This is a genomic window from Mesorhizobium sp. Arg314 (assembly GCF_053714275.1).
On record NZ_JBSKBP010000003.1, the window covers coordinates 1 to 19,150 of the forward strand.

Sequence of the window (19,150 nt, forward strand, 5' to 3'; positions counted from 1 at the left end):
CCAGGGAACACCAACGCCTCACTCCGCTGGAGCACCCCTCATCCGTCTCGGCGCTGCGCGCCGATCCACCTTCTCCCGCAAGGGGAGAAGGAAGGGGAAAAATTCCCCTTGACCTCAACTTACCTTGAGCTTGCAAACCGTCTCCGAGCCTCCTGCCAAGCAACCTTCCAAATCGGAGATGGATAAATGAGCACCAAAAATCAGCGCAATGGCAGCGTGTTCCGGGTTGACAAATTCGTCGTGCCGGCGGCAGCGCGCGACGAAATCATCGGCAAGGTTTTCATGACGCATGAACTGCTGCGCCAGCAGGAAGGCTTTGTGCAGGATTTCCTGCTCGAGCAGGTCTCCGGCCCGGGCGAGTTCAACATCGTCACCATGGTCGAGTGGGAAAGCCAGGCCGCGGTCGACAAGGTGGTGCCGATCGTCAAGACAGCACACGAGCGCATCGCTTTCAGCGCGCAGGAAACCATCGCGCGCCTGGGCGTCAAGGCCGACATCGCCAACTACCAGCGCGTGCCGGAATTGTAAGAAGGCCATCCGGTTCCCGGCGCGGACACAGCGATGCTCAGCACCTGGCCGGTGCGGGCGTCGCTCACCATGTTTTCGAAGCCACGCCATTCGGCGGCGAGGATGAACAGCGTCCTACCCTCGGCACCACCCGGCATGCAGGCAAAGCAGCCGCGATCGACCTCGACACTGTCGATTTTGTCGCCGCCTTCGCGCACCCTGACACAGTGCTGGTTCGGCACGTCGGCATACCAGACACAGCCTTCGGCATCGAAGCAGATGCCGTCGGGATAGTCGTTGCCGAGATCGGCCCAGACGCGCCGGTTGGCGAGGCCGCCATCTTCGCCGATGTCGAACGCGGTCAATCGGTTGGCATGGGATTCGGCGACGATCAGCGTCCGGTTGTCCGGCGTCACCGCCATGCCGTTGGCGAAAGCGATATCCTCGGCGACCTGTCGAACCGCGCCGTCCGGCGTGATCAGCACGATGGTGCCCGGCCCGAAATGCTCGCCCGGCGCTGGCGCCGGCCCGCCGCCATTGACATAGATGTTGCCGCGCCCGTCGACGACGATTTCGTTCCAGGGGTTCTTCGACAGTTGCCTGAGATCGGCATGGGTGACGAGCGTCCCGTCCGCTTCCTGCCGCAGCAGAAGGCCGTCCCGGCCGGAAACAACGAGCAATCGTCCATCCGGCAGCCAGTCGATCGAATAGGGCAGGACGGCCGGCACCCTAAGCACGACCTCTGGTTTGCCATCTTCGTCCACGGCGACGATCTCGCCGGTGCCCCAGTTGCAGAGCCAGAGCCGGCCCTGATGCCAGCGCGGTGACTCGCCGAAGGCAAGGCCCTCGGTGATGATATTGGCTTTCCTCGCGCTGCTCGATGACGACATTGGCTGGTTCCCTGGGTGTGTTGTCCAGCCTAGGACGGATGAGATGGCCAGGTTCCGACACTCGGTGCGGAAATCAGTGTCGCCACACAGCCTCGCCCATCCTCCGCCATTGTTGCGTTGCAGGGAGGGGGGCTTTCCGCTATTGAGGCGCAACCTGAAACAGGGACTGCCCTTGAGCCCTATGACGCTTCTCGACTCGGTCAAGAATACGTTCGTTCCGATCCATCGCGAAGGCTATCCCTTCATCGCCGCCTTTGCCGCGGCAACGCTGGTTCTCGGCTATTTCTCCTCGATCCTGTTCTGGATCGGGCTGATCCTCACCGCTTGGTGCATCTATTTCTATCGCGATCCCGAGCGCGTCACGCCGGTTGACGACCGGCTGGTGGTGAGCCCGGCCGATGGCGTCGTCTCGGCGGTCGGACCCGCAGTGCCCCCGAGCGAGCTTGGTCTCGGCTCCGGCGAGATGACCCGCATTTCGGTGTTCATGAACGTGTTTTCCTGCCACATCAACCGCGCCCCGGTGCGCGGCCGGATCACCCGCATCGAGCATAAGCCCGGAAAATTCCTCAATGCCGAACTCGACAAGGCAAGTGCTGAGAACGAGCGCAACGGGCTGGTCATCGACAGCCCCAACGGCACGGTTGCCGCCGTCCAGATCGCCGGCCTTGTCGCGCGGCGCATCGTCTGCTGGGCCGAGACGGGCGGCTCGATCGCGATTGGCGAGCGTTTCGGCCTGATCCGCTTCGGCTCGCGTGTCGACGTCTTCCTGCCGTCGAACGCCGTGCCGCGCGTCGCGGTCGGCCAGACGGCGGTCGGCGGCGAGACCGTGCTCGCCGAATTCGGCGGCACGGCGGTCACGCCCTTGGTCAGGATTTCCTGAGCGTTGGGCGCGCCGTTCAAAAAATTCGAGGCCCATGCCAGCGGCGGTCCGCGCATCCGCGAGATCCCGATGCGCATGGTGCTGCCCAATCTGGTCACCGTGCTTGCCATCTGCGCCGGCCTTTCGGGAATCCGCTTCGCCTTCGAGAACCGTTTCGAGATCGCAGTGGTCATGGTGCTGCTTGCCGCCTTCCTCGACGGCATCGACGGGCGGCTGGCGCGCATGCTGAAAGCCACCTCGAAATTCGGCGCCCAGATGGATTCGCTGGCCGACATCGTCAATTTCGGCGTGGCGCCGGCCCTGGTGCTCTATGCCTTCCTGCTCGACCGCGCCGGCTCGCCCGGCTGGATCGCGGCACTTCTGTTCACCATCGCCTGCGGCATGCGGCTTGCCCGTTTCAACGTGCTGGCCGACGACACCGACCAGCCGGCCTGGCAGACCGAATACTTCGTCGGCGTGCCGGCCCCGGCCGGCGCTGTGCTGGTCATGCTGCCGCTCTATCTCTATTTCCTGCGGCTCGGGCTGGAGCCAACCCGGCCGGCCGCCTTCGTCGCCACCGGCTTCACCGTGCTCATCGCTTTCCTCCTGGTCAGCCGCCTGCCGGTCTATTCGGGCAAAAGCATCAAGGTGCCGGGCGACAGGGTGCTGCCGGTCATCCTCGGCGCGGTGCTCTATATTCTGCTGCTGATGGCCTACCCCTGGTACACGCTGACCGCGTCGGTAGGGGGTTATCTGCTCTTCCTGCCGTTCAGTGTGCGCGCCTATTCCAAGCGCGCAATGCTGGAGGGGGAAAAGGTGCCGCCTTCGGATATCGGGTAGGCGCGGCGCCGTTATCTCCCCCCTTTGTGGGACCTTTGTGGGGGAGAAAGCGATTTCAACATCTTAGCGAAGCTAAGTGTTAGAAATCGCAAGTGAGGGGGAAAGGCGCCCACCATGAGAAGTTGGCGCTCTACGCGAAGCAGCGTCCGCGCCCTACGAAATCCCCTCTCTGGCATTTTCCAAGCACTTGCTCGGGGACAAGCCCGCTCGCAAATGCAGGAAAATGCTTTCTCCCCCACAAGGGGGGAGATAGAGGCGCTACGCCGCCACGCCCAGCCCCAGGCGATCGATCGCCAGCTTGCGCGCCGAGATATAATCCGTCTTGCCGGAGCCCAGCACCGGGATCTCGTCCACCTTGATGATGTCGTTGGGCACCATCAGCTCGGCGGCGCCCGCCTTCTTGCCGAACTGGCGCAGCTCTTCCGGATTGGCGTCGTCAGCCGTCGTCACCAGCACGATGCGCTCGCCGCGTCGTTTGTCCGGCACCGCCACCGCCGCGTGGCGCTCTTCCGGCCACAGCGACTGCACCAGCATCTCGACGGCGCCCAGCGACACCATCTCGCCGGCGATCTTGGCAAAACGTTTTGCCCGCCCGCGAATGGTGATGAAGCCCTCACGGTCGATCGAGACGATGTCGCCGGTATCATGCCAGCCTTCCAGCGTCTGCAATTCGCCGGGACGGTCGGCGGTCATGTAGCCCATCATCATGTTCGGCCCGTCGAGCCACAGCCGGCCGCCCTCGGCGATGCCTTCGACGGGCTCCAGCTTCATCCTGATCGCCGGCAGTGGCCGCCCGACCGTGCCGTCGCGGCTGTGGATCGCGGTGTTCACCGCCACCACGGGTGCCGCCTCCGTCAGCCCGAAACCTTCCACGATCGAGGCCTGGAAACGGTCGCGATAGGTGCGCCGCGTCTCCGGCTTCACGGCTTCGGCGCCGGCAACGACGAAGCGCAGGCTGGAGAAGTCCCCGTCCTTGGCGGTGCGGGCGTAGTTGGCAAGGAAGGTGTCGGTGCCGAACATGACGGTCGGCTTCACCTTGCGGGCGATCTCGGGGATGATCTTGTAGTGTAGCGGCGAGGGATAGAGGAACAGCCTTATCCCGAGCACCAGCGGCAGGATGGTGCCGCCGGTCAACCCGAAGGAATGGAACACCGGCAGCACGTTGAGCAGGATATCGGCCGGCGAGACGGAGACGCGCGCCTCGGCCTGCATGACGTTGGCAAGCAGGTTGCGGTTCGACAGGACAACCGCCTTCGGCGTGCCTTCCGAGCCGGAGGTGAACAGGATCACCGCCGGTTTGCCCGCCTGCTGCCGCTGCAGCGGAAAGCGCCACAGAAGCGCGGCGGCGATCTTGTCCAGGGTCGTCACGCTGGCGCGCACATCCTCCAGCCACAGCATCTTGGCCCCACCCGCCTCGACAGCGGCGACGATGTCGTCGATGCCCGCCTTTTCGATGAACGCGCGGGATGACACCACCGTCCTGATGACCGCGGTACGGATCGCCGCGGTCACGCTCGCCGGGCCGGCTGTGTAGTTGATCATCGCCGCTACTCTGGCCGCCGAGACCAGGCCGACGAAGGACAGCACCACGCCATTGGCGTTGGGCAAGAGCACCCCGACCGCTTCGCCGGGCGCCGTCACCGCCTCGAAGTGGCGGCCGAGCACGCGGGCGCCGATGAACAGCTTTCGATAGCTGAGCGAACCGGAAATCACATCCTCGATGATCGCATGCGAGGGGCCGACGCGATCTGCCGCGTCGCGCATGGCGAGGAACAGGCCGCGGTCGAGATCTGTGCCATAGAGCCGCGCCTCGGCGAAATGGTCGAACAGCGCGTTGGTGTTTGAGGCCATGTCGGGGTTGCGCGCCACCAGCTCGGCGATGGTCATCGGTTCCAGCACGCTCACCGACAGGCGCGGGAACCAGTGGCGAGGCGCTTTCTCCTTCGGCGTCAGTGACACCGGCAGGTCGCGCGTGCCGGCAACGAAGATCGGCACGATACGGGCGTCTGCCTGCATGGCGATGCGGGTGATGGCGCGAAACAGCCGGAAGGATTTCACGTCCGGCTCGACATTGTCGGGCAGATAGACGGCGAGCCGTCCCTTGCCCTTCAGCACGCGCACCAGCCGGCGGCTGACGAAGACATGCTCGGCATTGAAGGCAATCGTGCGCGCAAGCTCGCGCCACGGCTCCAGCCAGGGCGAGCGCGCCGAAGCCTCGTCCAGAATGTGCAGCGTGTCGTCGGGAAGCAGCGACAGCATCAGCGCCGGCTCGATGCGCGACTGGTGCGAGACCACATAGATGACCGGCGTCTTCGCGCTGCGGGCAATGCGGATGCGGTTGTCGGCGATGCGGTAGGCGAGCTTGAACGGCACATAGAGCAGCGCCTGGGTGAAGCGCAGGTCGAGCCGGAACCTTTCGATCACCGCGATCAGCAGCCAGGCAAAGACAAGGCCCGCCAGCAGCGCCAGGGTCAGGATCATGCCGCTCTCTCCCAGTCTCCTCCAGCGCGGCTCTTTAAGCGGCCGCTTCGGTGGCAGAGGGTAGCGGAATGGAGGGCAAGGTCAATGTGCGGGAGGGGGCGACCGCGCAATGCCTCGATTTCGCACTGGGCAGCGATGCCAGGCGATCGTTCTTCATTTGAAATGCGCCCACTTGAAAAGCTCCGCCACATGTCGTAAATAAAGCGACACGTGACGGAGAAGTAACATGGCCAATTTCCCGACGGGGTTTGCCGAAGCACCGCGCATGGAGCCGGAGTTCGAACGGCTAGTCGACCTGTTCGGCGGACAGAAGGTTCTTGGATTCTCCGTGTCCAGTCCGCTCGAAGCACACGAAATGATCCTGCATGGAATTCCAAGCCAGGCCTTGGAAAGTCTTGTCGGGCAACTGACAGTCATTGATGCAGATGCCTTCGAGGCGGCCTTCGGCATGAGCGAGCGGACATTTCAGCGGCACAAGTCGGATCACTCCAGGACCCTCAATCGGGAGCAAGGCTCTAGAACCTGGAATTTCGCCAGGGTTCTCACGAAGGCCACCTCCGTTCTTGGGACTCAGGAAGAGGCTGAAAAATGGATGATTGAACCCGCTATGGGCTTGGACAACCGGCGACCGATCGATCTGCTGGCCACGGCGGCGGGTACTATACTCGTACAGGAGTTTCTTGAGCGGCTCGACTACGGTGTCTACGCGTGACGCCTGTGCCAGGCTCTCTTGGAACAGGAACTGTCCTCGGCTGGAGACTTGACCACAAACGCTTCGAGGCAGCTTGGGACAGCGGTGAGGGAGCCTTCAAACTCGGAGGAAGGTGGAATAGCAAAGGTGTCAGGGCCGTGTACTCGTCCGTTGATCCCTCGACTGCCATTCTTGAGGTGGCCGTTCACAAGGGGTTTCGGACGCTCGATACTGTCCGTCACGTGTTGACGGCATTCGATATCGCCGATCCGTCAAAGATCCATGTGGTGGAAATTGACGATATCCCAAACGCAAACTGGCTGCGCCCCGGCATTCCCAGCGCAGGGCAGCAGCAATTTGGCGACGATCTGCTCGCAAAGTACCACTTGTTTCTAATTCCCAGTGCGGTGTCTCAGCATAGCTGGAACCTGGTGTTCGATCCCGGCCGGGCGGCTGGCCTTTACGGGCTGCATCTCCAGGAGGATTTCGCGCTTGATACAAGGCTTCATCCTCCCGCGAGATAGATGGCGAAGGTGCAGATGCCCTCACGCCGCCTTCAACCTTCCGCTGATGAACCGGAACTCCTGCGTCTTGCCGCCATAGCCATAGGCCGAAGCCGGCACCTCGTGCACGAAGGCATAGCTTTCCTCATGCACGCCGCCCAGCAGCCGGCCGAAAGCCTCGAAGATCGCCTTGAGATAGGCTTCGAGCTCGAGCTTGGTGTTGGTGCCGTCGACGACCTTGATGTCGAGCCAGAACGTGTTGGTGCCGTGCTCGGCCAGCGACTTGCCGCCGGCGAACCAGTGCTGGGGGTCGATGTAGTTTACCGCAACGGCCGTGATCGTCGGATCCTTGCGCAACTGCGTGGCGGTGATCTCGGTGACCTCCTTGGCAATAGCGGCGGACAGCTTGGCGTCCGGCTTGCCGGTGACGCTGATGGTGATGATCGGCATTTTTCTCTCCTTCGGGTTGGGCGTCTTGCCCTTTGATGGGAGGACCATGTCACTACCTTAACATCAACAAAATCGAATTGTTTCTGACAAATGATTCGATATTGTCGAAGTATGGAAACGCTCGATCCCGATCTCCTGAGAACCTTCCTCGCCTTCGTGGACGGCGGTTCGCTCGCCAAGGCCGCATCCACCGTCGGCCGCACGCCGTCGGCGGTGACCGCGCAGATGCAGCGGCTGGAAGAGATCGTCGGCGAGCCGTTGCTGGTCCCGCAGGGCAGGGGCCGCGGGCTGACGCCGGCCGGCGAGGACCTTGTCGGCCACGCGCGGCGCATCCTTGCCGTCCACACCGAGGCCTGGCTGGCGCTGAAGGGCGCGCGCGCCGGCGGCCGCATCGCCATCGGCACGACGCAGGACTTTGCCGACCGCGGCTTGCCGGACCTTTTGCGCGCCTTCGCCGTCAGCCATCCGCGCGTCAGGATCGAGCTGCGCGTCGGCCGCTCCCTGGAGCTTGGATCGGCGCTGCAGGCGGGCCAGCTCGACCTCGCGATCACCATGCGCCATGCCCCATCGCCGGATGAAGCGGCCTTGGTCAGCGAGCCGATGCTGTGGCTCTGCTCGGAAAAAGGCTTGGCGACACGGCAGGAAGCGGTGCCGCTGGCCCTGCTTGACCCCTATTGCGGTTTCAGGGATGCCGCGCTCAATGCCCTCGACGTCGCCGGCCGCCGCTACCGCATTGCCGCCGGCAGCGCCAGCCTTGCCGGCCTGCGCACCGCGGTCGATGCCGGCATCGCGCTGACGCCGCGCACCCGGCGTTTCGCCCATTCCGGTATCGTGGAGGCCTCCGCCGATCTCGACCTGCCGCCGCTGCCGATGGCCGACTTCGCCATCCGGCTCGGCCGCGAGGCCGCCCGCCCTGCGCGGGATCTGGCGGAGCTGCTCGGTGCTGGCCTGGCGTTGTCGTCCTGACAAAGAAAAAGCCGACCTTTTGCGGGGTCGGCTTCTAGTCGGACGGGTCGAGGGGTTTGGGGGGACTTGGGGGGTGACCCGTCGATCCGATAATGCGTGACTCTGATGATGGTTCCGTGACTCGGCAAAATAATTTTACGAGCGCGCCGTTTTCGCCCTCAGCCAGTCGCGTCCGGCGTGCGCGAAAACCGCGCAAAGCACGATGGCGCCGCCGATGATGCTGGCCATTGGCGGGACTTCGCCGAGGAACAGCAGGGCAAACAGGATGGCAAACGGCACCTCGGCCGAGCCGAGCAGGCCGGCTTCCGCCGACGGGATGAGCCGCGAACCCTCCGTCCACAGGATCGAGGCCATCGCGAAGGAGCAGCCGAAGGCGGCAAGCAGCACCACGTCGCGTGCCGACACGGCCAGCGGATCGGTGACGAACCAGCCGAGCACGAAAAGCAGGAAAGCCGAGACAGCACCCGCCCAGACGACGGGCGAATCGCGAAAGGCGCGCACCATGATCATATAAAGCGCGCTGCCGGCGGTCATCAGCAGCGCCAGCCCGTCGCCGAACAGATGGCCGTTGCCGAGGCCGGCGCCTACCATGATGGCGACGCCGCAAAGCGATACGGCGGCCGCAACCATCGTCTGCAGCCGGAATTTTTCCCGCACGAAAAGGAAGGCAAGCAGCGCCGCGATGAAGGGCGAGGTCGCATAGATGACCGCGACATTGGCGACATAGGTGAATTTGAAGGCCGAAATGAAGGCGATGCTGGCGGCAGCGCCCTCGACCGCAAGCAGCCAGCCGCGCCAGCCGAGTTTCAGGCTTTCGCGCCCGCCCGAGCGGCGCCGGCGCCACAGCACATAGAAGCTGATCAGGATCGAGCCGAAAAAACCACGCCAGCAGGTGATGGTCAGAGGATCGGCGTGGATCGACTTGGTCAGCACGCCGGTGAGCGCGAAGGCGATGGCTGAGGCCGACACGAGGATGATGCCGAGCGTGCGCTCGGCCGCTGCATCGGCCGCCCTAGGCGCAAGCTTTTCCGGCATGCCCAGCGTATCCGTCATGGCGCAAGCCTATTTGGTTGCTGCTGACAGCGTTCCGTCATGAGGCCTGCTCCCGTTTGCGGAAGTGCTCGTTGCCGACGATCAGCAGCCCGGCGCCTATGATCAGCCCCGCGCCCATGAACACCTCCGTGCGCGGCAGGTCTCCCCAGATGGCGAAGCCCAGCGCGAAGGCCCACACCAGCGAGGTGTATTCGAACGGCGCCACGATCGACACCGGCGCGCGCTTCATGCCCTCGAACAGCATGTATTGCGCCACGCCGCCGAGCGCGCCGACGCTGACGAGCAAGAGGAGCTGCGTTCCGTCGGGCATGTGCCACCAGATCAGCGCCGGCACGGCCGAGAAGAGCAGGAAATAGAAATTGTTGAGCACGAGCTGGATCATGGTGCGCTCCTGCATGGCGGTCTTGCGCAACAGCACCACGGCGATCCCCCAAAGGACGGCCGCCGCCAGCACCAGAAGCACCGGCAGCGAGAGGCCGAGCCGCGCCGGATCGCAGGCGATGAACACGCCGACGAAACCGATGAACACCGCCAGCCAGCGCAGCAGCGGCACCGTCTCGCCAAGGATCAGCACCGAAAGCACGGTGACGATGATCGGCGCGGCGTAATAGATGGTGGTGAGTTCGGCGAGCTGCAGCGAGCGGGCGGCGTTGTAGTAGCAAAGCCAGGCGGCCAGCGTGAAGGCGCTGCGCACCAGCATCGGCTTGACGATCGGCGAGTCAATCGTATCGGCAAACAGCCGCTTGCCGCCGATCGCGCCGCAGGCGACGAGCACGGTGATCGAGCGGACGAACATGATCTGCCAGACGGCCATGCCGGCGACCAAAAGCTTGATCGAGGCATCCTGCGCCGAAAACAGGAAATAGGCGGCAGCCGTGAACAGGATGCCGGCCAGCACCCTTTCGCGGCTTTCGAGGACGACGACATCGGCCATGCTGTTTCAGCGTGTTTGCGTGACGCGGTTCCGCCCCAGTCGGAGCCACACCCGCAGCTATACGAGTGAAAACAGGTGCTGCGCTGTTCCAGCACGGCGCTTGCGTTGGCGCAGGTCTTTCGCTTTGGGCCGGTCGGGGCCTACTGCGTCGCCTGGTAGAGCTCCGATGCGGCGTCCTTCAGCGCGCGCCGTCCGTCCGGCCGCAGATACATCATGTGGCCGCCGTCGACGACGTCGAGCCGGATCGGCTTGGCGTCGAATAGCGAGGGAACCTGGTTCACCAGATAGCGCGAGGCGAGATAGGGCGTGACGAGGTCGGTGTAGCCGTTGACGATGACGACGCCCAGCGCCGGGTTGAGCGAGCGCGCCCGCTGCAGGTCGTTCATCACGCCGGCATAGCCCTGGCCCGAGGTGCCGTAATCCCAGCTGCGGCTGATCTCGTCATTGAGCAGCCGGTAGCTGACATCGGTGCGGTAGTTCAATTCGTCGCGGGCATAGGCGACGAAGGCGGAGGTGAGCACCGGAACGCTACGGTCGAGCACCGGATCGGGGCCGGCGTCGCGCGCGCTTTGAGGCGCGATATCGGCGGTGCCGATGGTGGCGTCATAGGGGCTGAGCACCTTGCCCGTGGCGCGCCGGAATTCCTTGGCGAAGAGGCCGATCGGGATGCGGGCGAAATTGCGTTGAACGAGCTCGAGCGGCAGGCCGGTGATCTCCGAAACGCGTCCGCTTGCCAGCTTGCCGCCTTGCTCCAGCCCGCTGTTCAACGCCGTCAGGTAATCGCCGAGCGCGTAATGCTCGACCTCGGCGAGCCTGTCGCGCAACGCGTCACCAGCCACACCGTCGCCCTTCAGCCGCGTCGCCGCCAGCGAAGGCAGCTCCAGCGCCCAGTGCAACTGGTCGAACTGATCGGGTCGCACCAGCATGAACTCCAGCGCCGGCGAGATCAGCACGATGCCGCTCGGGCTCAGGCCGACATCCTCCTGCAGCGTGCGGGCAAGCAGCGCCGCGCGAAAGCCGCCATAGCTTTCGCCGGCGAGGAATAGCGGCGATCCGGTGCGGCCGTTCTGCGCCAGATAGAGGCGGATGAAGGCGCCGACCGAACTGGCGTCCGCGTCGACGCTCCAGAATTCCTTCGGCTCATGCCCCGGCGCCTCGCGGCTGTAGCCGGTGCCGACCGGATCGACGAAGACGAGATCGCTCATGTCGAGCCAGCTGTCGGGATTGTCGATGAGCTTTTGCGGCGGCCGCAGGAATTCGCCGTCGGCCGCGGTCTCGACGATGCGCGGTCCGATCGCGCCGAGATGCAGATAGGCCGAAGCCGCGCCCGGCCCGCCGTTGAAGACGAATGTGATCGGCCGCTCCTTCGCCGGGGCGGGCGACTGCTGCGTGTAGGCGACATAGAAGATCTCGGCCGTAACCTCGCCCTTGCCGGATAAGAGCGACAGCGTGCCGGCCTTGGCCTGGTAGTCCAGCTTGCGCCCGCCAAGCGTGATGGAATGCTCGGTCACCTGCGGCGGCGGCAACAGCGACAGCACGCCGCCGGCCGGCGCCTGCCGTTCCGGTGCTTCGGCGGCGAGCGCTGGCTGCGCGAAGGCGGCGACAAGAAGGAGGATGAGGGCGATGAGCTTGGACCGCATGAGAACTCCGCTGGATGATTAGCGCAAGGTATGGCTGGGGCGGGCGAAGTCAAAGGGCGGTATCGCGGAAGCTGCCAATCTCCCCCGCAAGGGGGGAGATCAGCCGTCACGTTTGCTTTCGCCAATCGCCAATGTTGGGCGAAGGGCGCTGCAGATTCTGCCCATGCACCTCAGACAGTGCTATCAACCACCAAAGACTGATCGAAAGGAATCTCGACAATGGACGCCACCGCACTCAAGGCCATGCAGGCGCCGCTGAAGGAAGCCTATCGCGACGACGCCGCGCGGGCGCTGATCACGCTGAGAGCCCGCGGAACGCTCGACGACCAGTCGATCGCCTGCAAGGTGGAGACGGGCAGGGCGCTTGCTGTTGCCGGCCTTCATCCGGCCACGGGCGGGTCGGGCCTTGAGCTTTGCTCGGGCGACATGCTGCTGGAGGCGCTGGTCGCTTGCGCCGGCGTGACGCTGAAAGCGGTGGCGACGGCGCTGGAGTTCAAGCTCGGCAACGCCACAGTCGAGGCCGAGGGCGACCTCGATTTTCGCGGCACGCTCGGCGTCGCCAGGGACGCGCCGGTCGGATTCCGCGAGATCCGGTTGAAATTCGACCTCGACACCGACGAGCCGCAGGAGCGCATCGATTCGCTCATTAAGCTCACCGAGCGCTACTGCGTGGTGTTCCAGACGATCAACAACAAGCCGGCGCTGACGGTGAGCGCACAACGCTGAAGCTGCTAATCTCCCCCTTGTGGGCCCTTGTGAGGGAGATGCCCGGCAGGGCAGAGGGGGGCGCTGTCCCGCCGGCCTCGCGGCACCTGGTGGCAGGGCCTCGCGCTACTGCGCCGAGGGCGTTTCGGCATCTCCTTCATCGGTAAAGGGTGAAGCACTCGGCACGCACTGCACGGCCCAGCCCTGAGGCGTCGGCTGCTTCTGATATTCGGTGACGGCGTTGGTGCACTGTTCGCGGGTGTCGAAGGTGCTGGGCAGCACCACCATGCCGCCTTGCGGGCCGGCGATCACCAGATACCAGACCAACGCTACGCTGGGAGTAGCAGCCATGGGAGTTCCTCGCTTTGCTGGATGTCGGAGTCGGATCGATCCTAGCAACTCCCGGCAGCTGGCGAAAGCAGGGCAGTGGAACACGCTTCCGCCGCGCCGTTCACAGACCCGTGAACAATTATTCCGGCTGCCGGTAGGCGACGAAGCGGTTGTGCTTGGCCTGGAAGATCAGGCCCGTCTCCTTCAGCTCCGGGCTTGCCAGGGGCACGATGCGCCGGGCGATCTCGGACGGATGCGGCAGCGTCTCCGGGTCCTCGCCGGGCATGGCCTGCGCGCGCATCGCCGTGCGGGTGGCACCGGGATCTGCGGCATTGACCCTTAGCGGCAGGGTCTCGGTCTCATGCGCCCAGGAACGCATCATCGTTTCGACCGCCGCCTTCGAAGCCGCATAGGGCGCCCAGAAGGCGCGCGCCGAGTGCGCCGCGTTGGACGACAGGATGATGGCGCGGCCGGCGTCGGAAAGTCTCAGCAGCGGATCGACCGAACGGATCAGCCGCCAGGTCGAGGTGACATTGATGGTCATCACCTTCTCGAACGTCTTGGCCTCGACATGGCCGATCGGCGAGATCACGCCGAGCACGCCGGCATTGGCAACCAGGATATCGAGCTTGCCCCAGCGCTCATGGATTGCGCCGCCCAGCCGGTCGATGCCGGCCATGTCTGAAAGATCGAGCGGCACCAGCGTCGCCTGGCCGCGGCCGTCGGCCTTGATCTGGTCGTCGAGTTCTTCCAGCCCTCCAACGGTGCGCGCCACCGCGATCACATGCGCGCCGGCCGCCGCCAGCTCCCTGGCGATGAAATAGCCGATGCCGCGCGAGGCGCCGGTTACGACCGCCACGCGGTTGGAAAGGTCGAGGGTCATATGAAAGATTCCATAAGATGGGCGCGAGACACCCCCTCTGCCCTGCCGGACAGAGGGGGGTAACTTGGTGAAGGCAATGAAGGTCCGGGCGCCCTACGATCCGCTCGATGCCAGCAGCGACAGCGTGCGCACATTGTCGTGGCCTTCGAAGTCGAGCAGGCGGGTGGGATATTGGCCGGTGAAGCAGGCGTCGCAGAATTGCGGCTGGTCGTTGTCGCGGCGCGCTTCGCCGACGGCGCGGTAGAGGCCGTCGATGGTAAGGAAACCGAGCGAGTCGACGCGAATGAACTCGGCCATTTCGTCGACCGACATGCGCGAGGCAAGCAGCTTCGATTTCTCCGGCGTGTCGACGCCGTAGAAGCAGGACGCGCTGGTCGGCGGCGAGGCGATGCGCATATGCACTTCCCTGGCGCCGGCGTCGCGCACCATCTGCACGATCTTCTGGCTGGTGGTGCCGCGCACGATCGAATCGTCGACCAGCACCACGCGCTTGCCCTCGATCATGCGGCGGTTGGCGTTGTGCTTGAGCTTCACGCCCATGTGGCGGATGGAATCGCCCGGCTGGATGAAGGTGCGCCCGACATAGTGGTTGCGGATGATGCCGAGCTCGAAGGGAATGCCAGCGGCCTGGGAAAAGCCGATCGCGGCCGGCGTGCCGGAATCCGGCACGGGTACCACGATGTCGGCTTCGACCGGGCTTTCCTGCGCGAGCTCCGCGCCGATGCGCTTGCGCACCTCGTAGACGTTGCGACCCTCGACCGAGGAATCCGGCCGCGCGAAATAGACATATTCGAAGATGCAGAAGCGCGTCTTCTGCGGCTCGAACGGGAAAAGGCTCTCGATGCCCTTGGAGGTGACGACCACCATCTCGCCGGGCTTGATGTCGCGCACGAAACGGGCTCCGATGATGTCGAGCGCGCAGGTCTCGGAAGCGAGAATCCAGGCGCCGTCGAGGTCGCCCAGCACCAGCGGGCGGATCCCCAGCGGGTCGCGGCAGCCGATCATCTTCTTGGCCGTCATCGCCACCAGCGAGAAGGCGCCCTCGACCTGGCGTACCGCATCGATGAAGCGCGAATTCAAATCGCGCTCCTTGCTGGTCGCGACCAGGTGCAGCAGGGTTTCGGTGTCGGACGTCGAGGAGAAGATCGAGCCCTGCTTCTGCAACGCGCGCTGCACGGTGAGCGCGTTGGTGAGGTTGCCGTTGTGGGCAACCGCAAGACCGCCTTCGGCAAGCTCGGCGAAGAAGGGCTGGATGTTGCGAATGCCGGCGCCGCCTGTCGTGGCGTAGCGCGTGTGGCCGATGGCGCGATTGCCCTGCAGGCTGTCGATGACGCGCTGCTTGGTGAAGGTGTCGCCGATCAGGCCGACATGGCGTTCGACATGGAACTGGGTGCCGTCATAGGAGACGATGCCGGCCGCTTCCTGGCCGCGATGCTGCAGGGCGTGAAGGCCGAGTGTGACGATGGCCCCCGCATCCTGCCGGCCGAATATGCCGAACACGCCGCATTCGTCGTGGAAATGGTCGTCGGCCTCGGCGGAAAGGACATTGCCTGCGTCTGCCGTTGAGTCTGCCATCTGGTGCTCAAGCTCCGCTAAAGCTGCCATATAGGGCCATCGCTCGCCGAACGCAACGCATGCCCTCAGGCATTCACAAATAGCAGGGGCAGGCCGTGCCGACTCTGCCCGAAATCAGTTTGCCGGCGCCGGAGCGGGTGCCGGGGCAGGCGCCGGCGTGGCAGGCGCCGGCTCGTTGTCGGCCGGGGCCCCGTTCTCGCTGTCGTCGGGCGCCGGCGCATTTTCGTCGCCGGCCGGAGGTTCGGCAGCGGGCTGGTCGGTCGTGGCCGGCGCGCCGGCCTGCGGCGTGCCCTTATGCGTGTATTTGTTGACCAGTTCCTCGGTGTTTTCCGGCAGCACGCTTTCAAGCTTGGCGCCGATCGTCTCAAGCAGCGGCCGCGACTTGGCGTTTGCGATCCAGGCAGGCGCCTTGGCGCCGGCCAGCCAGTTGAAGAACATAAGCGCCACCGCGACCACCAGGATGCCGCGCGCCGCGCCATAGAGGAAGCCGAGCGTGCGGTCGAGCGCGCCGATACGCGAATCGATGATCCAGTCGGCAAGCTTCATGGTGATGACGGAGACGACGATCAGCGCGATGAGGAAGACGACGCCCGCGGAAGCGGCCATCGCGATCTTGTCGTTCTCGACATAGGGCTGAACGTAGGGCAGGACCGGCTTGTAGAAGAAGAATGCTGCGGCCGCCGCCGCTGCCCAGGAAACCACCGACAGCACTTCGCGGGAGAAGCCGCGCACCATGGCGAGCATTGCTGAGACCAGCGTGAAGCCGACGAGGATTCCGTCTAGCAGCGTAATCGGCATGGTTCTCGCCCCACTTCCTGTCTTACGGCCCGACGAGCCGCGTCACTCCCCGTCGTCGGCACGGCCGCGCCGCGAGCCGGCTATGCGTGCCACAAGGTCGGCAAGCTCGGTGGGCTGGAACGCGCCGGCCCCGATCCCCCCGGCAACTTCCTCGCTGCCAAGCGGCAGCACCGCGCTTCCAAAACCCAGCTTTTCGGCTTCTTTGAGGCGCTGCTGCGCATGCGCAACCGGCCTCACGGCGCCCGATAGGCTGATTTCGCCGAAATAGACGCAATCGGCGGGAAGGGCAAGACCGGTGAGCGACGAAACCAGCGCGGCGGCGACCGCGAGATCGGCCGCCGGCTCGGAGATCCGGTAGCCGCCGGCGACATTGAGATAGACGTCGTGCTGGCCGAAGCGCACGCCGCAATGCGCTTCCAGAACAGCGAGCACCATCGACAGCCGCGCGCCGTCCCAGCCGACCACGGCGCGGCGCGGCGTGCCGAGCGAGGAGGGCGCGACCAGCGCCTGGATCTCGACGAGCACCGGCCTGGTGCCTTCCATGCCGGCAAACACCGCGGCGCCCGGCGATTTCGCGTGGCGTTCGCCGAGGAAAAGCTCGGACGGATTGGAGACCTCGCGCAGGCCCTTGTCCGACATTTCGAACACGCCGATCTCGTCGGTCGGCCCGAAACGGTTCTTCACCGTGCGCAGGATGCGGAAGTGATGATTGCCTTCGCCTTCGAAGTAGAGCACGCCGTCGACCATATGTTCGACCACCCGCGGTCCGGCGATCTGGCCTTCCTTGGTGACATGGCCGACGAGCACGATCGCGGCACCTGTGGATTTCGCGTAGCGGATCATCGCCTGGGCGGCCGCGCGTACCTGGGTGACGGTGCCCGGCGCCGAATCGGCAAGGTCGGTCCACAGCGTCTGGATCGAATCGAGGATGACGAGGTCCGGCCGCTTGCCGTCGGCGATCGTCGCCAGGATGTCCTCGACATTGGTTTCGGCGGCGAGCTCGACGGGTGTCGAGGCGACGCCGAGGCGCTGCGCCCTGAGCCTGATCTGCGCCACCGCTTCCTCGCCCGAGACATAGACGACGCGATGGCCCTTAGAGGCAAGCGCGGCGGCGGCTTGCGTCAGCAGCGTCGACTTGCCGATGCCGGGGTCGCCGCCGACCAGCAGCGCCGAGCCGCGCACGAAGCCGCCGCCGGTGGCGCGGTCGAGCTCGCCGATTCCCGAAACGATGCGCGGCGCGTCCTCGATGTCGCCCGACAGGTTGGTGAGCACCACGGCGCGGCCCTTGCGGGCGTTGCGCGTGTTGGCAGGCCCCGAGCCGATGCCGCCGGACGTGCCTTCCTCGACCAGCGTGTTCCACTCGCCGCAGGCATCGCATTTGCCGGCCCAACGCTGGTGCACCGAGCCGCAATTCTGGCAGATGAACTGAACGCGCGATCTGGCCATTAGGCGTGGCCCGACAATGGATACGTCGGCGGGACAGGGTGAAGGAATGAGGCCTTTCCCAAGAGCTACTCAAACCTTTCCGGCAAATGATGCTCTTCCGCCAAATCCGAGAAGCGCGTGAACTCGCCGTGGAAGGCGAGGCTGACCGAGCCGGTCGGTCCGTGGCGCTGCTTGGCCACGATGCACTCGGCTTTGCCGCGCGCCTCGTTCATCTCGTTTTCCCATTTGACGTATTCCTCGGTGCCGAGCTTCGGCTCGCGGTTCTTGAGGTAATATTCCTCGCGATAAACGAACAGCACCACGTCGGCGTCCTGCTCGATGGAGCCGGATTCACGCAGGTCCGAGAGCTGCGGGCGCTTGTCGTCGCGGCTTTCGACCTGACGCGACAGCTGCGACAGCGCGATGATCGGCACGCCGAGCTCCTTGGCCAAAGCCTTGAGACCCGTGGTGATCTCGGTGATTTCCTGCACGCGGTTCTGCGAGGCGCGCGCGCTCGATCCCTGCATCAGTTGGATATAGTCGATGACGATGAGGTCGAGGCCGCGCTGCCGCTTCAGCCGGCGCGCGCGGGCCGAAAGCTGCGCGATCGAGATGCCGCCGGTCTGGTCGATGAACAGCGGGATCTTCTGCATCGTCTGCGAGCAGGCGACGAGCTTCTCGAAATCCATCTCGGTGATCTCGCCGCGGCGGATCTTCGAGGACGAGATCTCGGTCTGCTCGGAGATGATACGGGTGGCGAGCTGCTCCGACGACATTTCCAGCGAGAAGAAGCCGACGACACCGCCATTGGCGGCTTTGAAGCTGCCATCGGCCTGCTGCGCCGGGACGTAGGCCTCGGCAATGTTGAAGGCGATGTTGGTGGCCAGGGAGGTCTTGCCCATGCCGGGACGACCAGCGAGCACGATCAGATCGGAGGGCTGCAGGCCGCCCATGCGGCGGTCGAGATCGCGCAGCCCGGTGGCGATGCCGGACAGATGGCCGTCGCGCATATAGGCGGCGTTGGCCATGTCGACGGCGGTCTTGACCGCATCGTTGAAGCTTTCGAAGCCGCCGTCATAGCGGCCGGTTTCGGCGAGCTCGAACAGCCGTCGTTCGGCGTCCTCGATCTGGTCGGAGGGCGACATGTCGACCGGCGCGTCGTACGCGATGTTGACCATGTCCTCGCCGACGGTGATCAGCGCGCGGCGTGTCGCAAGGTCGTAGATCGCCCGGCCATAGTCGGTGGCGTTGACGACGGTGACGGCTTCGACCGCCAGCCGCACGACATATTGCGCCACCGTCATGTCGCCGACCTTCTCGTCGGCCGGCAGGAAGGTCTTCAGCGTGATCGGCGTCGCGATCTTGCCCATGCGGATGAGCTCTGCCGCGACCTCGAAGATGCGGCGGTGCAGCGGCTCGTAGAAATGCGAGGGCTTCAGGAAATCGGAGACACGGTAGAAGGCGTCGTTGTTGACGAGGATGGCGCCAAGCAGCGCCTGCTCGGCCTCGATGTTGTTCGGTGCCTCGCGATAGAGCGGCGTTTCCGCCGCGCCGAATTTTCGTGCCGCCTCTGCCATGATGTCCCCGATTTCGATCCCGCCTTCCTCGATACCAGAACGA

General features: G+C 64.9%; 19 protein-coding genes. 7 read left to right on the top strand and 12 right to left on the bottom strand.

Annotation, left to right across the window (positions count from 1 at the left end; all coding sequences use genetic code 11):
- Positions 1-186: 186 nt before the first annotated feature.
- A complete protein-coding gene (locus ACWGS9_RS03830; RefSeq protein ID WP_454503975.1) occupies positions 187-528 on the top strand; it encodes an antibiotic biosynthesis monooxygenase family protein in 342 nt (113 codons plus the stop codon).
- Here the strand turns inward: ACWGS9_RS03830 and ACWGS9_RS03835 are convergent.
- Positions 504-1,397: an SMP-30/gluconolactonase/LRE family protein gene (locus ACWGS9_RS03835; RefSeq protein ID WP_454503976.1), complete on the bottom strand. Its 894-nt coding sequence runs from the start codon at positions 1,395-1,397 to the stop codon at positions 504-506. The two genes, ACWGS9_RS03830 and ACWGS9_RS03835, sit on opposite strands and share 25 nt — an antisense overlap.
- Positions 1,398-1,440: 43 nt before the next feature.
- Here ACWGS9_RS03835 and ACWGS9_RS03840 point away from each other — a divergent pair, with 43 nt between their 5' ends.
- The gene (locus ACWGS9_RS03840) at positions 1,441-2,277 is read left to right on the top strand and encodes a phosphatidylserine decarboxylase (RefSeq protein WP_454503977.1); all 837 of its coding nucleotides are present in this window, start codon (positions 1,441-1,443) and stop codon (positions 2,275-2,277) included.
- A gap of 3 nt (positions 2,278-2,280) precedes the next feature.
- A complete protein-coding gene (locus ACWGS9_RS03845) occupies positions 2,281-3,096 on the top strand; it encodes a CDP-alcohol phosphatidyltransferase family protein (RefSeq protein ID WP_454503978.1) in 816 nt (271 codons plus the stop codon).
- A gap of 258 nt (positions 3,097-3,354) precedes the next feature.
- Here ACWGS9_RS03845 and ACWGS9_RS03850 read toward each other — a convergent pair whose 3' ends face one another.
- On the bottom strand, positions 3,355-5,577 hold the full coding sequence (locus ACWGS9_RS03850) for an AMP-binding protein (RefSeq protein ID WP_454503979.1): 2,223 nt from the start codon (positions 5,575-5,577) through the stop codon (positions 3,355-3,357).
- A gap of 226 nt (positions 5,578-5,803) precedes the next feature.
- Between ACWGS9_RS03850 and parS the strand changes: the two genes are divergently transcribed.
- Together parS and ACWGS9_RS03860 are read left to right on the top strand one after the other, a co-directional pair.
- Complete coding sequence (gene parS / locus ACWGS9_RS03855) at positions 5,804-6,289, top strand: type II RES/Xre toxin-antitoxin system antitoxin (RefSeq protein WP_454503980.1); 486 nt, start codon at positions 5,804-5,806, stop codon at positions 6,287-6,289.
- The gene (locus ACWGS9_RS03860) at positions 6,286-6,792 is read left to right on the top strand and encodes an RES family NAD+ phosphorylase (RefSeq protein WP_454503981.1); all 507 of its coding nucleotides are present in this window, start codon (positions 6,286-6,288) and stop codon (positions 6,790-6,792) included. The genes parS and ACWGS9_RS03860 overlap by 4 nt, the downstream gene beginning before the upstream one ends.
- A gap of 21 nt (positions 6,793-6,813) precedes the next feature.
- Here the strand turns inward: ACWGS9_RS03860 and ACWGS9_RS03865 are convergent, their stop codons facing one another.
- Complete coding sequence (locus tag ACWGS9_RS03865) at positions 6,814-7,221, bottom strand: tautomerase family protein (RefSeq protein ID WP_454503982.1); 408 nt, start codon at positions 7,219-7,221, stop codon at positions 6,814-6,816.
- 111 nt (positions 7,222-7,332) lie between these two features.
- Here ACWGS9_RS03865 and ACWGS9_RS03870 point away from each other — a divergent pair, with 111 nt between their 5' ends.
- Positions 7,333-8,187: a LysR substrate-binding domain-containing protein gene (locus ACWGS9_RS03870; protein WP_454503983.1), complete on the top strand. Its 855-nt coding sequence runs from the start codon at positions 7,333-7,335 to the stop codon at positions 8,185-8,187.
- 135 nt (positions 8,188-8,322) lie between these two features.
- Here ACWGS9_RS03870 and ACWGS9_RS03875 read toward each other — a convergent pair whose 3' ends face one another.
- The 3 genes from ACWGS9_RS03875 to ACWGS9_RS03885 form a co-directional block, all read right to left on the bottom strand.
- Positions 8,323-9,240: a DMT family transporter gene (locus ACWGS9_RS03875; protein WP_454503984.1), complete on the bottom strand. Its 918-nt coding sequence runs from the start codon at positions 9,238-9,240 to the stop codon at positions 8,323-8,325.
- Between the two features lie 37 nt (positions 9,241-9,277).
- Complete coding sequence (locus tag ACWGS9_RS03880; RefSeq protein ID WP_454503985.1) at positions 9,278-10,174, bottom strand: DMT family transporter; 897 nt, start codon at positions 10,172-10,174, stop codon at positions 9,278-9,280.
- 140 nt (positions 10,175-10,314) lie between these two features.
- Positions 10,315-11,814, bottom strand: coding sequence for a S10 family peptidase (locus ACWGS9_RS03885; RefSeq protein WP_454503986.1), 1,500 nt, complete (start codon positions 11,812-11,814; stop codon positions 10,315-10,317).
- 219 nt (positions 11,815-12,033) lie between these two features.
- Here ACWGS9_RS03885 and ACWGS9_RS03890 point away from each other — a divergent pair, with 219 nt between their 5' ends.
- Entirely contained in the window at positions 12,034-12,540 is a 507-nt protein-coding gene (locus ACWGS9_RS03890) for an OsmC family protein (RefSeq protein WP_454503987.1), read from the top strand.
- Between the two features lie 105 nt (positions 12,541-12,645).
- Here ACWGS9_RS03890 and ACWGS9_RS03895 read toward each other — a convergent pair whose 3' ends face one another.
- The 6 genes from ACWGS9_RS03895 to ACWGS9_RS03920 form a co-directional block, all read right to left on the bottom strand.
- Positions 12,646-12,870, bottom strand: a complete 225-nt coding sequence (locus ACWGS9_RS03895) for a hypothetical protein (protein WP_027165524.1) — start codon at positions 12,868-12,870, stop codon at positions 12,646-12,648.
- A gap of 118 nt (positions 12,871-12,988) precedes the next feature.
- A complete protein-coding gene (locus ACWGS9_RS03900) occupies positions 12,989-13,732 on the bottom strand; it encodes an SDR family NAD(P)-dependent oxidoreductase (RefSeq protein WP_454503988.1) in 744 nt (247 codons plus the stop codon).
- A gap of 93 nt (positions 13,733-13,825) precedes the next feature.
- Positions 13,826-15,307 carry an amidophosphoribosyltransferase gene (gene purF / locus ACWGS9_RS03905; protein WP_454503989.1) on the bottom strand — a complete coding sequence of 494 codons (1,482 nt, stop codon included), beginning with the start codon at positions 15,305-15,307 and terminating at the stop codon, positions 13,826-13,828.
- Between the two features lie 114 nt (positions 15,308-15,421).
- Positions 15,422-16,105, bottom strand: coding sequence for a CvpA family protein (locus ACWGS9_RS03910; protein WP_454503990.1), 684 nt, complete (start codon positions 16,103-16,105; stop codon positions 15,422-15,424).
- A 42-nt stretch (positions 16,106-16,147) separates the two neighbouring features.
- Entirely contained in the window at positions 16,148-17,551 is a 1,404-nt protein-coding gene (gene radA / locus ACWGS9_RS03915; protein WP_454503991.1) for a DNA repair protein RadA, read from the bottom strand.
- Positions 17,552-17,616: 65 nt separating this feature from the next.
- Positions 17,617-19,107 carry a replicative DNA helicase gene (locus ACWGS9_RS03920; protein WP_454503992.1) on the bottom strand — a complete coding sequence of 497 codons (1,491 nt, stop codon included), beginning with the start codon at positions 19,105-19,107 and terminating at the stop codon, positions 17,617-17,619.
- Positions 19,108-19,150 lie beyond the last annotated feature (43 nt).